The 14,281-nt window shown below is 59.8% G+C and carries 14 protein-coding genes; 7 read left to right on the forward strand and 7 right to left on the reverse strand.

Annotation, left to right across the window (positions count from 1 at the left end; translation table 11 throughout):
- Positions 1-14: 14 nt before the first annotated feature.
- The 6 genes from gltA to ABDB87_RS17500 are packed head-to-tail and all read right to left on the reverse strand — an operon-like array spanning position 15 to position 5,656.
- Positions 15-1,619 (reverse strand): citrate synthase, encoded by a 1,605-nt coding sequence (gene gltA / locus ABDB87_RS17475; protein WP_345929438.1) that lies wholly within the window; start codon positions 1,617-1,619, stop codon positions 15-17.
- 3 nt (positions 1,620-1,622) lie between these two features.
- Positions 1,623-2,333 (reverse strand): succinate dehydrogenase iron-sulfur subunit, encoded by a 711-nt coding sequence (locus ABDB87_RS17480; protein ID WP_345929440.1) that lies wholly within the window; start codon positions 2,331-2,333, stop codon positions 1,623-1,625.
- 15 nt (positions 2,334-2,348) lie between these two features.
- Positions 2,349-4,121: a succinate dehydrogenase flavoprotein subunit gene (gene sdhA, locus ABDB87_RS17485; protein WP_345929442.1), complete on the reverse strand. Its 1,773-nt coding sequence runs from the start codon at positions 4,119-4,121 to the stop codon at positions 2,349-2,351.
- Complete coding sequence (gene sdhD, locus ABDB87_RS17490) at positions 4,122-4,469, reverse strand: succinate dehydrogenase, hydrophobic membrane anchor protein (protein WP_345929444.1); 348 nt, start codon at positions 4,467-4,469, stop codon at positions 4,122-4,124.
- Positions 4,463-4,867 (reverse strand): succinate dehydrogenase, cytochrome b556 subunit, encoded by a 405-nt coding sequence (gene sdhC / locus ABDB87_RS17495; protein ID WP_345929446.1) that lies wholly within the window; start codon positions 4,865-4,867, stop codon positions 4,463-4,465. Before sdhC ends, sdhD begins: the two co-directional genes overlap by 7 nt.
- A gap of 60 nt (positions 4,868-4,927) precedes the next feature.
- Positions 4,928-5,656: a GntR family transcriptional regulator gene (locus tag ABDB87_RS17500; RefSeq protein ID WP_345929448.1), complete on the reverse strand. Its 729-nt coding sequence runs from the start codon at positions 5,654-5,656 to the stop codon at positions 4,928-4,930.
- Positions 5,657-5,872: 216 nt separating this feature from the next.
- Here ABDB87_RS17500 and ABDB87_RS17505 point away from each other — a divergent pair, with 216 nt between their 5' ends.
- The 7 genes from ABDB87_RS17505 (at position 5,873) to ABDB87_RS17535 (ending at position 13,244) form a co-directional block, all read left to right on the forward strand.
- Positions 5,873-6,865: a malate dehydrogenase gene (locus ABDB87_RS17505; RefSeq protein WP_345929451.1), complete on the forward strand. Its 993-nt coding sequence runs from the start codon at positions 5,873-5,875 to the stop codon at positions 6,863-6,865.
- A 30-nt stretch (positions 6,866-6,895) separates the two neighbouring features.
- Positions 6,896-7,903, forward strand: coding sequence for an HpcH/HpaI aldolase/citrate lyase family protein (locus ABDB87_RS17510; RefSeq protein WP_345929453.1), 1,008 nt, complete (start codon positions 6,896-6,898; stop codon positions 7,901-7,903).
- A gap of 72 nt (positions 7,904-7,975) precedes the next feature.
- On the forward strand, positions 7,976-10,585 hold the full coding sequence (acnB, locus tag ABDB87_RS17515; protein ID WP_345929455.1) for a bifunctional aconitate hydratase 2/2-methylisocitrate dehydratase: 2,610 nt from the start codon (positions 7,976-7,978) through the stop codon (positions 10,583-10,585).
- Between the two features lie 436 nt (positions 10,586-11,021).
- On the forward strand, positions 11,022-11,591 hold the full coding sequence (locus ABDB87_RS17520) for a PAAR domain-containing protein (protein ID WP_345929457.1): 570 nt from the start codon (positions 11,022-11,024) through the stop codon (positions 11,589-11,591).
- Positions 11,584-12,366 (forward strand): hypothetical protein, encoded by a 783-nt coding sequence (locus ABDB87_RS17525; RefSeq protein WP_345929459.1) that lies wholly within the window; start codon positions 11,584-11,586, stop codon positions 12,364-12,366. Before ABDB87_RS17520 ends, ABDB87_RS17525 begins: the two co-directional genes overlap by 8 nt.
- Entirely contained in the window at positions 12,363-12,785 is a 423-nt protein-coding gene (locus tag ABDB87_RS17530) for a hypothetical protein (protein WP_345929461.1), read from the forward strand. Before ABDB87_RS17525 ends, ABDB87_RS17530 begins: the two co-directional genes overlap by 4 nt.
- Positions 12,786-13,244, forward strand: a complete 459-nt coding sequence (locus ABDB87_RS17535; protein ID WP_345929463.1) for a hypothetical protein — start codon at positions 12,786-12,788, stop codon at positions 13,242-13,244. It abuts the gene before it with no gap.
- A 92-nt stretch (positions 13,245-13,336) separates the two neighbouring features.
- Here ABDB87_RS17535 and ABDB87_RS17540 read toward each other — a convergent pair whose 3' ends face one another.
- Positions 13,337-14,131 carry a DNA adenine methylase gene (locus tag ABDB87_RS17540; RefSeq protein ID WP_345929465.1) on the reverse strand — a complete coding sequence of 265 codons (795 nt, stop codon included), beginning with the start codon at positions 14,129-14,131 and terminating at the stop codon, positions 13,337-13,339.
- Positions 14,132-14,281: the final 150 nt, after the last annotated feature.

The raw sequence follows: 14,281 nt of genomic DNA on the forward strand, positions 1-14,281 counted from the left end.
TGCCGTGAAACGGCTCAGCGGAATGCCATCGGCTTCACATCGCGCCGGGGAGCGCCGGTGTAGAGCTGACGCGGACGTCCGATCTTCTGCTCGGGATCGCCGATCATCTCGTTCCACTGGGCGATCCAGCCGATGGTGCGGGCCATGGCGAAGATGCCGGTGAATAGGGAGACCGGAATACCCATGGCCTTCTGCACGATGCCCGAGTAGAAGTCCACGTTCGGATACAGCTTTCGGGAAACGAAGTACTCGTCTTCCAGCGCGATCTTTTCCAGAGCCATCGCCAGCTTGAACATCGGGTCATCCTGCAGGCCCAGTTCGTTCAGCACTTCATGGCAGGTTTCGCGCATCAGCTTGGCGCGCGGATCGTAGTTCTTGTAGACCCGGTGACCAAAGCCCATCAGCTTGACGCTGGAGTTCTTGTCCTTCACCTGGGCAATGAATTCACCGATCTTCTCGACACCGCCCTGCTTCATGATGTCGTCCAGCATCACCAGACAGGCTTCGTTCGCACCGCCGTGCGCCGGGCCCCACAGACAGGCTATGCCCGCTGCAATACAGGCGAAGGGGTTGGCGCCGGAGGAGCCGGACAGACGCACCGTGGAAGTGGATGCGTTCTGCTCGTGGTCGGCATGCAGGATCAGGATGCGGTCCAGCGCGCGGGCGAGCACCGGGTTCGGCTCGTACTTCTCGCACGGCGTGGCAAACATCATGTGCAGGAAGTTGCTGGAGTAATCCAGATCGTTGCGCGGGTACATGAAGGGCTCGCCGATCGTGTACTTGTAGGCCATCGCGGTAATCGTGGGCATCTTCGCGATCAGGCGCATGGCGGCAATCGTGCGGTGCTCGGGATTGCTGATATCCAGCGAGTCCTGATAGTAGGCAGACAGCGAGCCCACCATGCCGACCAGAATGGCCATCGGGTGCGCATCACGACGGAAGCCCTGATACAGGCGCGTAAGCTGCTCATGAACCATGGTGTGTTCACGCACGGTCTTGGTGAAGTCGTCGTATTGCGCCTTGCTCGGCAACTCGCCGTGCTTGAGCAGATAGCAGGTTTCGAGATAATCGCAGTTCACCGCGAGCTGCTCGATCGGATAGCCGCGATACATGAGCTCGCCCTTGTCGCCGTCGATGTAGGTGATCGACGATTTGCAGGCGGCGGTAGACATGAAGCCCGGATCGAAGGTGAAGGCACCGGTCTTGCCATACAGCGTGCGGATGTCAATGACATCCGGCCCGATGCTGCCGGAGAGCACCGGAAACTCATAAGACTGGCCATTGAAGCCCAGCGTCGCGGTTTTCTGAGTGGTCATGCCTGGGATCCCTTCTGTAGTTCGTGTTTCCTGGGGTACTTCTGTGGGTATCGACGGCCCGCTCTGACGCAGCAAAGCCACCATTTCTTTCCATCGCTCGACCTCGCAGGGCGTCTTGCCGCTGAGCATCGCCCACAGTTCGTGGTCGTCACAGGTCAGCAAGTCCTGCAGGTCGAGCAACTGTTTCTCATCGAGTTCATCGAGCCCGCTGGCTGCAAAACGCGTGAAGAAAAGATCGATCTCCAGCAGCCCTCTGCGGGCCCGCCACTTGATCTTCTCGCGCAAGGCTTTCAGGTCAGACATCGATCAGACCGTCCTCGACAGCATCAATTCCTTGATCTTGCCGATCGCCTTGGTCGGGTTCAGATGCTTCGGACACACGTCCACGCAGTTCATGATTGTGTGGCAGCGGAACAGGCGGTACGGATCCTCGAGGTTGTCCAGGCGCTCATTGGTGGCTTCGTCGCGGGTGTCAGCGATGAAGCGGTAGGCCGCGAGCAGGCCGGCCGGGCCAACGAACTTGTCCGGGTTCCACCAGAAACTCGGGCAGCTCGTCGAACAACAGGCACACAGGATGCATTCGTAGAGGCCATTGAGCTCTTCGCGCTCGTCCGGCGTCTGCAAACGCTCTTTTTCGGGCGCCGGCGAGTTATTGACCACATAGGGCTTGATCGAGTGGTACTGCTTGAAGAACTGGGTCATGTCCACGATCAGGTCGCGGATGACGGGCAGCCCCGGCAGCGGGCGCAAGGTAATGGGCTGCGCGAGGCTGTCGATGTCGGTCAGACAGGCCAGTCCATTCTTGCCGTTGATGTTCATGGCATCGGAACCACAGACACCTTCACGGCAGGAGCGCCGGTAGGACATGGAATCGTCCATGGCCTTGATCCGGACCAGCGCGTCGAGCAGCTTGCGGTCAGAGGGGTCGAGTTCGACGGTCAGGTCCTGCATGTAGGGCGCTGCGTCCTTGTCCGGATCGTAGCGATAGATCTTGAATTGAACGGTACGGGTTGCCATTCGTATGCTCCGGAATCAGTAGGCGCGGGTCTTCAGCGCGATGGTTTCAACGCTGAGCGGCTTGAGGTTGACCGGCTTGTATTCAAGGCGGTTGCCATCGCGATACCACAGGGTGTGCTTGAGCCAGTTGGCATCATCACGACCGTTCGGATGCTCGGGCGTATCCGGCGCGTCATCGCGGACGTGCGCGCCGCGGGATTCGGTGCGGGCATTGGCCGAAATGATGGTGGCCTTGGCAACCTCGATGAGGTTTTCAAGTTCGAGCGCTTCAGTCCGGGCCGTGTTCCAGACCTTGGACTTGTCCTTGATGCCGGTTTGCTGAACCTGCTTCTCGATCTCGAGGATCTTGTCTACGCCCTGCGCCAGCATGTCCTTGAAGCGGAAAACGCCGGCATGGTTCTGCATCGTGCGCTGCATGGCCAGACGGGTTTCGTGCACATCGGCACCACCCTTCTGGTTATCCAGCCGATCAATCCGGGCGAGCGATTTGTCGATCTCCGACTGCGGAATGTCCTGCAGAGCGGCCGGCTGGGCCTTGATGTATTCGATCATCGACTCGCCGGAGCTCTTGCCGAAGACGAGAAGATCAAGCAGCGAGTTGGTGCCCAGACGGTTAGCGCCATGCACCGACGCACAGGCGCATTCGCCGGCAGCGTAGAAACCAGCCACGGCCTCGCCCCCAACCACGACTTCGCCTCGATAGTTGGTTGGAATCCCACCCATCTGGTAGTGACAGGTCGGCACCACCGGAATCGGGGCCTTGATCGGGTCGACTCCGGCGAACTGGATCGAGATTTCACGGATGCCTGGCAGACGCTTGTTGATGACATCCGCATCAAGGTGGGTAATGTCGAGCAGCACGTGGTCCTTGCCGGTACCACAGCCGCGGCCCTCATTGATCTCGGTCACCATGGCACGCGAGACCACATCACGCGAAGCCAGATCCTTGGCGTTCGGCGCGTAACGCTCCATGAAGCGCTCGCCACCGGCGTTACGCAGAATGCCGCCTTCACCGCGAACACCTTCCGTGATCAGCACGCCAGCACCCGCTACACCGGTCGGATGGAACTGCCAGAACTCCATGTCTTCGAGCGGGATGCCTGCGCGTGCAGCCATACCGACACCATCACCGGTGTTGATGAAGGCGTTAGTGGATGAATAGTAGATCCGCCCTGCACCACCCGTGGCAAAGAGCGTGGCCTTGGCCTGGAAAACGGTGACTTCACCGGTTTCCATTTCCATTGCGATGACCCCCAGCACGCGGCCATCTGCCGCCCGCAGCAAGTCGAGCGCCAGCCACTCCACGAAGAACTGGGTATTCGCCCGGACATTGCGCTGATACAGCGCATGCAGCATGGCATGCCCCGTCCGGTCAGCCGCAGCACACGCACGGCGCACCGGCTTCTCACCGAAGTTGGACATGTGGCCGCCAAAGGGGCGCTGGTAGATCTTGCCTTCGTCCGTACGGTCGAAAGGCATGCCGTAGTGTTCGAGCTCAACCACGACCTGCGGCGCTGCGCGGCACATGAACTCAATCGCGTCCTGGTCACCGAGCCAGTCCGACCCCTTGACGGTGTCATACATGTGCCAGTGCCAGTGGTCCGGCTCCGAGTTGCCCAGCGAAGCAGAAACACCGCCTTGAGCAGCAACCGTATGCGAACGGGTCGGAAAAACCTTGGAAATCACGGCAGTCTTGAGGCCTGACTCGGCCAGCTGGACGGCGGCGCGCATGCCTGCACCGCCGGCTCCGACGATGACTGCATCAAACGTACGCTTGGCGACTTTCACTTACAGCCTCCACAGAATCTGTGCGACCCAGCCGGCATACCCGACCAGGACAAAAAGGGTGGCAACGTGCAATGCAAGGCGGACACTGATCGGTTTGACGTAGTCCATCCAGATATCGCGGACCCCGACCCATGCGTGAAAGAACAGGGCCATGAAAAACAGGAAGGTCGCGAACTTCGTGAAACCGCCTGTAAACATCCCGCGCCAGGCCGCGTTGTCATGCGCAGGCAGCAGAGCGACCCGGATCAGGAAGAAAACGGTATAGAGCGCCATGACGACCGCGGTTACGCGCTGGGCAAGCCAGTCACGGAAGCCGTAGTGGGCGCCCACTGCGAGACGTTTCACCATGTCAGCGCTCCCAGAAGAACCGTCAGAGTCAAGCTCACCGCCAGCACGACCACCGCGCTCGTACGGGCCGAGGCGAGCTCGATGCCGACATGCATGTCAAGCAGCAGGAAGCGGATGCCGGCGCAGAAGTGGTGCAGATACGCCCACAGCAAGCCAAGCAGCAGAAGCTTCACAAGCGGAATACCTGCCAGCGTGAAGCCCACGACAGCCCTGTAGGTTTCAAGCTGCTCCGGCGAACCCAGGCTTGCACCGAAAAGTCCGATCAGCACGGGGAGGCAGAGAAACAAACCTGCACCACTGACCCGATGAAGAATCGACACTATCCCCGGCAACGGCAATCTGATCTGCATGAGATTCAGATGCTTTGGCCGCGCCTTTCTGACTGCTGCTTCCGCCATGTTATGCACCTCTCTGTTGTTCTAATCCAAACCGGCGCCGGATCCGGCACCCCCTGTCAGCTAACTCAATTCATTGATATAGAAGTGTTCAGCGGTCGAATACAGGCCACGACGCCATTCGACCGGTTTGTCACCATAAGTAAAGGCCAGTCGCTCAACCGACAATAGCGGAGTGCCCTCACCGACGCCGAGCAGCTCACCGACCGCACGATCCGCCGACACGGCCCGCAGTTTTTCGGTTGCCCGCACCATCCGCACACCGAAGCGGGACTCGAAAAGACTGTAGAGAGACCCCTGCCAGTCGCGCAGCATCTCAATCGTCAAGCCTTGGTAAACATCGCCCGGCAGATAGATCTCGTCGATCACGACGGGCTTGCCTTCGAGGCGCAATACACGCCGTACGATCAGGATCTGGCTTCCCGGCTCGATACCGAGATTTCGCGCCGCCTCCTGCCCCGCCTTGCCACGCATGCACTCCAGCGGCTGGCTCTTGGGCAGCACCGGCCCGCCATTCACAGCCTTCAGCCGCAAGAAGCGGAAAGCGGCTCGAGGATCCTGATGTGTCGAAACGAAGGTTCCCTTCCCTTGCTTGCGCAAAAGAATATTGCCGGCCGCAAGCTCGTCTACAGCCTTGCGCACGGTCCCCTGACTGACGCCGAATCTCAGCGCAAGTTCCTGTTCGCTCGGAATCGCCTGACCGGGTAACCACTCCCCCGAATCAAGCGCCTGAACGATCAGATTCTTGATCTGTCGGTACAAGGGGCTGAAAGTTGGCGATTCATGTGCCATGACAAATATTCAAGCACAAAAGACCCTCCGAGTCCATATCTTATTCTATATCTTATATAAGACATCAGTTAGCTTTTGACACTCAAACTTTCACGGTATAAACTTTCCGGAGTAATGAGCGGCCTCAAACAGAAGACCGCCACCCCAGCCCCGACACAAACCGCCGTGAGCAACCAGCACGGAAACCGAGCCCAATCCCGTCACAAGGAGCCCCGCATGTCGAAGTCCCCAATCCGCGTTACTGTTACCGGCGCTGCTGGCCAGATCGGCTACAGCCTCCTGTTCCGCATTGCCAGCGGAGAAATGCTTGGCAAGGATCAGCCGGTCATCCTTCAGCTTCTGGATCTGCCGCAGGCGCAGAAGGCGCTCGCGGGCGTCATCATGGAGCTGGAAGATTGCGCATTCCCGTTGCTGGCCGGCGTCATCGCAACCGATGATCCCGCCGTTGCGTTCAAGGACACCCAGGCCGCCCTGCTCGTCGGCGCCCGCCCCCGCGGCCCAGGCATGGAGCGCAAGGATTTGCTCGCCGAAAACGCAAAGATCTTCACCGTTCAGGGTGCCGCCATTGGTCAGTATGCCGCGCCGGATTGTCGCGTTCTCGTTGTGGGAAACCCTTGCAATACCAACGCTTACATCGCCAAGGAAAGCGCAAAGAAGTTCGGCCGCGTCCCGTCGAAGAACTTCACCGCCATGCTGCGCCTTGACCACAATCGTGCCCTGTCTCAACTTTCGAGCAAGACGGGCCGACCGGTTTCCAGCCTGAAGAACCTCATCGTGTGGGGCAATCACAGCCCCACCATGTATGCCGACTATCGTTTCGTGACCAGCAATGGCGACAAGGTCAAGGCGCTGATCAACGATGAAGCCTGGAACCGCGATGTGTTCCTTCCCACCGTCGGCAAGCGCGGCGCAGCCATCATTGAGGCTCGCGGCCTGTCTTCTGCCGCGTCGGCAGCCAATGCCGCCATTGATCACATGCGCGACTGGTTCCTCGGCTCCAACGGGGAATGGGTCACCATGGGGATCGAGTCGGATGGTTCCTACGGCATTCCCGAAGGCATCATCTACGGCGTGCCGGTCATCACTGCGAACGGCGAATTCAAGCGTGTGGAAGGCCTCGAGATCGACGAGTTTTCGCGTGAGAAAATGAACTTCACGCTCAAGGAACTCGAAGAAGAACGCGCCGGCGTCGCTGACCTGCTCGGCTGAGCGGCTTCACGGCAACAGAGCGCACCCGGCATGAGTACGGCTTCCATCATTCATCCGCAGCACCCGGAAGTCGTGCTCTATCCGGAAGGAATGCCCCTTCCCGCAATGCCGGCGGTCGAACACTACGCCGGCAGCGAAAAGCTGATGCGCAAGGCAATGGCGCTTCAGGGCGAACGTGGCCCGGTTTTCGACATCACGCTGGATTGCGAAGATGGTGCCAGTGCAGGAGCCGAGCGCGACCATGCGGAGATGATCGGCGCCTTGCTGATGAGTGCCGAGAACCGCTTCGGCCGGATCGGCGCCCGCATTCACGACATCACACACAGCGCCTGGCGAACCGACCTTGAGCAGATCGTCGGATTGGCGGGTACGCGCCTGGCCTATCTCGTCCTTCCCAAGGCCAGAGGCGTTCCGGACGTCGAGCGCGTCATGGCGGCGCTGCGGGAAATCGAATCCCGCGGCGGCATCCAGCGCGAAATTCCGCTGCACGTCATTCTCGAAACACATGTGGCGCTGCATCAGGCCTGGGAAATCGCCGCCCTCCCCGGCGTCGAAACGCTGGACTTCGGGCTGATGGATTTTGTCAGTGCCCATCACGGTGCGATTTCCGGCGCCGGCATGCGCAGCCCGCTTCAATTCGAACACCCGCTGATCGTCGCAGCCAAGACCCGGACGGTCACCGCGGCACTCGCACACGGCGTGGTTCCCAGTCACAACGTCTGTACCGAACTCCGCGACCTGGACGTTGTGGAAGAGGATGCACGCCGCGCGCGGGAAGAATTCGGCTTTCTGCGAATGTGGAGCATTCATCCTGCCCAGATCGATCCCATTCTGCGCGGCATGCGGCCGGATGACGCAGAGATCGGGATGGCCAGCGAAATCATCCTCGCTGCTCGCGAGGCAGACTGGGGCCCCATCCGCCACATGGACCGTCTGCATGACCGGGCATCGTTCCGGTATTACTGGAATGTGCTCAAACGGGCGCACGCCACCGGCATTACGCTGCAACAAGAAGTTCTGGAACGTTTTTTTGACTGACGCTTAAATGCAGAAGCGGTCCGATCATCTCGATTGCGACCACTGACTGCCCCAATCCCTGGAGGAAAGACCGTGCTAGTAGCCTACCGCCAACACGTCGCCGAACGCGCCGCCCTCGGCATTCCGCCGCTCGCCCTGGATGCGAAGCAAACTGCCGAGCTGATCGAACTGATCAAGACCCCTCCTGCCGGTGAAGAAGCTTTCCTCGTCGAACTGCTCACGCACCGCGTGCCGCCCGGCGTGGATGACGCCGCACAGGTCAAGGCTTCCTTTCTGGCTGCAGTCGCGCATGGCGACATTACCGTCGGCCTCATCAGCAGGGAAAAGGCCACCGAGCTGCTCGGCACCATGGTCGGCGGTTACAACGTCAAGCCCCTGATCGATCTGCTGGACGACGCAGCGCTGGCGCCGATCTCGGCCGCCGCGCTGAAGAAGACCCTGCTGATGTTCGACTACTTCCACGACGTGGCCGAAAAGGCCAAGGCCGGCAATGCCGCCGCGAAGGAAGTGATCCAGAGCTGGGCCGAAGCCGAGTGGTTCACCTCGCGCCCCGAATTCCCGAGCAGCATCAAGCTGACCGTGCTGAAGGTGACCGGCGAAACCAACACCGACGACCTGTCGCCCGCACCTGATGCGTGGAGCCGCCCGGACATCCCGCTGCACGCGCTGGCCATGCTCAAGAACACCCGCGCCGGCATCACCCCGGAAGAAGACGGCAAGCGTGGCCCGATCAAGATGATTCAGGACCTCGCCGCCAAGGGCAACCTCGTCGCCTACGTGGGTGACGTGGTCGGCACCGGCTCCTCGCGCAAGTCCGCCACCAACTCCGTGCTGTGGTGGACCGGCGAAGACATTCCCTTCGTGCCGAACAAGAAGTTCGGCGGCGTCTGCCTCGGCGGCAAGATCGCTCCGATCTTTTTCAACACGCAAGAAGATGCCGGCGCCCTGCCGATCGAAATCGACGTGGCCAAGATGGACATGGGCGACGAGATCACCCTGAGCGTCGATCACGCCAGCGGCAAGGTCACCGCCACCAAGGGCGGCGCCACCATCGCCGAATCGCAACTGAAGACCCTCGTCCTGCTGGACGAAGTGCGCGCCGGTGGCCGCATCAACCTGATCATCGGTCGCAGCCTCACCGCCAAGGCCCGTGAATTCCTCGGCCTGCCCGCCTCCACCCTGTTCCGCCTGCCGCAAGTGCCGGCCGACACCGGCAAGGGCTACACCCTGGCCCAGAAGATGGTCGGCCGCGCCTGTGGCCTGCCTGAAGGCCAGGGCATGCGCCCTGGCACCTACTGCGAACCGAAGATGACCTCTGTCGGCTCGCAGGACACCACCGGCCCGATGACCCGCGATGAGCTGAAGGATCTGGCCTGTCTCGGTTTCTCTGCCGATCTGGTGATGCAGTCCTTCTGCCACACCGCCGCCTATCCGAAGCCCGTGGATGTGAAGACCCATCGCGAGCTGCCCAAGTTCATCTCCAACCGTGGCGGCATCGCCCTGCGCCCGGGCGACGGCGTGATCCACTCCTGGCTCAACCGCATGCTGCTGCCCGACACCGTGGGCACCGGCGGCGACAGCCACACCCGCTTCCCGGTGGGCATCAGCTTCCCGGCCGGCTCCGGTCTGGTCGCCTTTGCCGCCGCCACCGGCGTGATGCCGCTGGACATGCCCGAATCCATCCTGGTGCGCTTCAAGGGCTCGCTGGATGAAGCCCAGAAGCGCGGCGTGACGCTGCGCGATCTGGTGCATGCCATTCCTCTCTATGCCATCAAGCAGGGCCTGCTGACGGTCGCCAAGGCCGGCAAGGTCAACGAGTTCTCGGGCCGCATTCTCGAAATCGAAGGTCTGCCGGATCTGAAGGTCGAGCAGGCATTCGAGCTCTCCGACGCGTCCGCCGAGCGCTCGGCCGCCGGTTGCACCGTGCGCCTGAACAAGGCGCCGATCGTGGAATACATGCAGTCCAATATCGTGCTGCTGAAGAACATGATCGCCGATGGCTACGCTGACAAGCGCACGCTGGAGCGTCGCATCCAGAAGATGGAAGAGTGGATTGCCAATGGCGAACTGCTGGCGCCGGACGCCAACGCCGAGTACGCCCACATCATCGAGATCGATCTCGCGGACATCAAGGAGCCGATCCTGTGCTGCCCGAACGATCCGGACGATGCCAAGGTGCTGTCCGACGTCGCCGGCACCCCGATCGACGAAGTCTTCATCGGCTCGTGCATGACAAACATCGGCCACTTCCGCGCAGCTTCCAAGCTGCTCGAGGGCAAACGCGACATTCCAGTCAAACTGTGGGTGGCTCCGCCGACCAAGATGGATGCCTCCGAGCTGACCAAGGAAGGCCACTACGGCGTGTTCGGCTCGGCCGGTGCGCGCACCGAAATGCCGGGCTGCTCGCTGTGCATGGGCAACCAGGCTCAGGTGCGTGAAGGTGCGACCGTCGTCTCGACTTCGACCCGCAACTTCCCGAACCGTCTGGGCAAGAACACCAACGTGTATCTCTCCTCCGCCGAAGTCGCCGCGATCGCCTCCAAGCTCGGCCGCCTGCCGACCGTGGCGGAATATCAGGCCGACATGGGCGTGATCAATGCCGACGCAGGCAAGATCTATCGCTACATGTCGTTCGACAAGATCGAGGAGTACGTTGAAATTGCTAAGGATGTTGCCGTTTAACGTCTAAGAAGCCTGTCAATTTTCAAGCCCGGAAACCCGCTCCACAGCGGGGCCGGGCTTTTTGCTTTAGACAGTCAATTGGCATAAACAACAGTCCCTGGCAGCCCCATGCTGCAAGTACTTGTCTGCATGGATCTGCAAGTTTTCTGATGTGCAGAGAGCGCCCCTTCTAGGCCCGCTGCAGCGGGCCGGAGGGGCTTTTTTGCATGTGCAAGCAAACCCACACATGAAGCGGGGGGGCGTGGCGGGGGGACGACCGCGCGCGCAGGGCGCGAGCACAGAGAGTTTGATCGAACTGTCAGCGATGCCATGGACGCCCCTTGTCATTCTTCACGCCTGCCGATAAGAGTCGCAGAGCCACCAATAAGCGCCTCGCGAGCTACATATGTGGAGGCACTGATTTAGGCTGACTGAAAACTTTCCGGGAGACTAAGTGATGACTGCACAGCCCATAATCTGTGTAGGAGACAAGACAGATCACGGCGGTGTCGTCATTGAGGGGTCGTTGTTCGACACCATCGACGGCAAGCCTATTGCTCGCATCGGTAACAAGGTGACATGCCCCAAGCATGGATGCCCGAGCACAACCGTCATTATCTCGGGCGACGTGACTTGCATGTTTGATGGCAAAGCCGTCGCTCGGCATGGAGACAAGACTGCCTGCGGAGCGACTCTGATCTCCAGCCAATCGCTCACCACCGTAGACACTGGATCCGCCGGCCACACGAGAGCATCCTCCGTCAACCAGGGAGAGAATCCATCGAATAGCTCTACGTACGTTGCAGGCCTTGAAGTCGGAAAACATGGTGAGGACTTCGACCAGCGCTTTCTTCTCCGTGACAGCCTGACAGGCGTTCCGCTCGTCCGACAGCCTTACAAACTGGAGTTCAATGGCGTGGTGATTGAAGGTGAAACGGACGAAAACGGTCTGACGCAACCAATTCCAACCGGAAACTCTTCTGAATCGGTCGCTTGGCACATCTTAGGAGAATCGCTCCATGGCTAATGGTCCGGCAGTTGCAACCATACTAAGTGGGAAATCCGCATCGACACCGTCCCAGGTCACCACACCTGTTTCGATAACAGGCAATGAGTTTGAGACTGCGTTGCGATTGTTTGAAAGCGAGGCAGCTGCATTTGCTCAAAGCATTATCAAAGACCCTGCTGCACGAGCTGAGTACATCAGCAAGACCAAAGCAGCATCGTCAGAATTGATTGACTTAGTCAAGCAACACAAGATCACGCCCCACGAGGCAGCGCGCACGGCGAACGCAATGCGCAATCAAATCATGGCGCTCTCTAGATCAAAGCTCACTGACTTTGGTTTAGCCATTTCGCGTGAGTTGAAAAAAGACGGCCCTCCACTTGCGCACTTCGAAGAACACTATGCGAGAAAAAATTTCGGGCGAGCCTTTTCAACACTCTCCGAAGCGGAGCGCCAGGCAGTCTGGGTAGAAATCGTCAATGCCGCCGGCCGGTCGAACAAATCGGTCAATATGAATGTCCGTTGGTACGGTATGGCGGGCCGAACACTTCTCGTCGCGTCACTGGCCTTTGCTGTCTACAACGTTTCAACAGCGGAGGACAAACCCCGTCAAGCAGCCAAGGAAGGCTCCACATTGGCGGCTGGTTTCGCTGGCGGTGCAGCGGGCGCTCTCGTAGTGACCGCGCTTGTAAGTAACCCTGCGGGCTGGGTAGTCGGCGCAGGAATGTTCGTAGGCGCCGCAATCGCCGGGGCCGGTTCAAGTGAGATTTTCGACTACTTCTGGCCCGAGCGATGAAAGAAACCGAACTCCTTTCACTTGCCAAACATTCTGGTGAGCGAGAATCCTGGCCACTTCGGACAATGCTGCTCGCCAATGGATCTGCCACCTCGCTCACGCTTCCCGGCTACTCCTTGCTACGCCAGTTCGAAATTGCCCCTGGTTATCTGGTCGTAACGGATGAAGACTGCCCATTTGAAGAGTCCACCCACTTCATCATCCTGAACAAAAACCTCACGAAGATATTGAGCGAACGTAGCATCTTCAGGCCGTATGAAAGCTTCCAACTCGCGTCCATTGAATGGATCCACGAGCACCGATTTACCGCAATGTTCCAGAGACACCCTGAGACTTGGGACTTTACGATTCGAAACTGGAGCATTCCGTTCCTTTTTCCACTGCTCAAAATAGATCGTCGATCAGCTCGCGGAGCTTGAGTGAAACCCTGTTCTTCCAAATTTATTTCTCAGGCATTTCAGACCTTTACCGTACTCCTTGCAGCGTATGGCATTTTTGGCCTCTCCCGCTTTTCCTGGTACTCCGGCGAGTATTTTGACGAGCGCCTGATCATTTTTGACAATGGTTTCTATCCGTTTTCCTGGGCCGTCTTCCTCCTAGTGCTCAGCCAGGTACTTCGCCTTCACGCGAGAAGGATGTTCATGGGAAGCATCGCCGCGTCTGGCCTTTTGGTATTCGTTTTCAAACTGATGACGCTGCCAAAGGACGATCGCATTGGTCAGGAGCTATTCCCGAGCCCGGATCTATTGGAAGGCTTGGTGTTGGCGTGCGTCATCCTGCTGGGCCTGGTGCTGATGGATAAATTCATTCAGCAAGGGATAGATTGGGCCGTCGTGAGGCCCTTTCGTGCATTACGCGGGAAACTGGCTGCCCGCTAACAAATGGCGAGCCTTATGACACCGACGCGCAGGCGGCAAAAAACCGCCCGGAGGCGGTTGAAGGCTCAGAGCCCCGCCGGAGCGAGCGCCCGCTAGAACAGCTGCCCGCTATCCATCGGGTCGAAGTTCGTAAAGACCAGCTCCCGGCTCGCAGCCTGCGCGCCCTTGGCCTGGTTCCCGTTCGAGTACTTGATGTCGAGCTCGTGGCAGTGGAAGGCGGCGAAGCACTCGCGGATGGCCGGGTGATCGTTGATCGAGAACATCACCTTGCCACGAGCACGCGCCATGAATGCCGCCAGGCGTTCGTACTCGCCCCACTCAAAGCCCACGCCGTAGCCCTCGGTCTCCCAATACGGCGGATCGGCGTAGAAGAAGGTGTGCGGCCGATCGTAACGCTCAGCACACGTGAGCCAGGGCAGATGCTCCACATACACGCCTGAGAGGCGCAGGTGTGCGGCCGACAGGTTCTCCTCGATCCGGCACAGATTGATCGTCGGCCCCGTCGTGGCCGTGCCGAAGGTTTGCCCGTCGACCTTGCCGCCGAAGGCATGCTGCTGCAGGTAGAAGAAGCGCGCGGCGCGCTGGATGTCGGTGAGCGGTTCCGTTGCCTGCGCCTGCATCCACTTGAAGACCTGGCGCGAGCTGATCGCCCACTTGAACTGGCGCACGAACTCTTCCAGGTGGTGCTGCACCACCCGGTAGAGATTCACCAGCTCCCCATTCACATCATTCAAGACCTCGCAGCGCGCCGGCATCGGCCGCATGAAGAAGAGTGCCGCCCCGCCTGCGAAGAGCTCCACATAGCACTCATGCTCGGGGAATAAAGGCAGGAGACGGTCAGCCAGGCGGCGCTTGCCACCCATCCACGGAATAATCGGGTTTGTCATTGTGATTCACTTACTGGTAGCCTTCGGCCCGCCGTGCACGGCGCGGTGTCTTGGCTGAAAGCAGAATCCCCTCTGCTGGAGGTGGCCGGTGGGGGTGTTGCTGCACCCCTGCCGGTCGCACCGTTTCATCGCTGGAACATGCTTTCTGCA

Origin of the sequence: Uliginosibacterium paludis, assembly GCF_039631355.1 — a bacterium.
In the GTDB taxonomy this organism is placed as follows: domain Bacteria; phylum Pseudomonadota; class Gammaproteobacteria; order Burkholderiales; family Rhodocyclaceae; genus Uliginosibacterium; species Uliginosibacterium paludis.

Excerpts from the sequence above, each read along its gene's own strand:
- gltA (WP_345929438.1), bottom strand. The coding sequence starts at position 1,619 with ATGTCTGACCTGAAAGCCTTGCGCGAGAAGATCAAGTGGCGGGCCCGC.
- ABDB87_RS17480 (WP_345929440.1), bottom strand. The coding sequence starts at position 2,333 with ATGGCAACCCGTACCGTTCAATTCAAGATCTATCGCTACGATCCGGAC.
- sdhD (WP_345929444.1), bottom strand. The coding sequence starts at position 4,469 with ATGGTGAAACGTCTCGCAGTGGGCGCCCACTACGGCTTCCGTGACTGG.
- sdhC (WP_345929446.1), bottom strand. The coding sequence starts at position 4,867 with ATGGCGGAAGCAGCAGTCAGAAAGGCGCGGCCAAAGCATCTGAATCTC.
- ABDB87_RS17500 (WP_345929448.1), bottom strand. The coding sequence starts at position 5,656 with ATGGCACATGAATCGCCAACTTTCAGCCCCTTGTACCGACAGATCAAG.
- ABDB87_RS17505 (WP_345929451.1), top strand. The coding sequence starts at position 5,873 with ATGTCGAAGTCCCCAATCCGCGTTACTGTTACCGGCGCTGCTGGCCAG.
- ABDB87_RS17510 (WP_345929453.1), top strand. The coding sequence starts at position 6,896 with ATGAGTACGGCTTCCATCATTCATCCGCAGCACCCGGAAGTCGTGCTC.
- ABDB87_RS17520 (WP_345929457.1), top strand. The coding sequence starts at position 11,022 with ATGACTGCACAGCCCATAATCTGTGTAGGAGACAAGACAGATCACGGC.
- ABDB87_RS17525 (WP_345929459.1), top strand. The coding sequence starts at position 11,584 with ATGGCTAATGGTCCGGCAGTTGCAACCATACTAAGTGGGAAATCCGCA.
- ABDB87_RS17530 (WP_345929461.1), top strand. The coding sequence starts at position 12,363 with ATGAAAGAAACCGAACTCCTTTCACTTGCCAAACATTCTGGTGAGCGA.
- ABDB87_RS17540 (WP_345929465.1), bottom strand. The coding sequence starts at position 14,131 with ATGACAAACCCGATTATTCCGTGGATGGGTGGCAAGCGCCGCCTGGCT.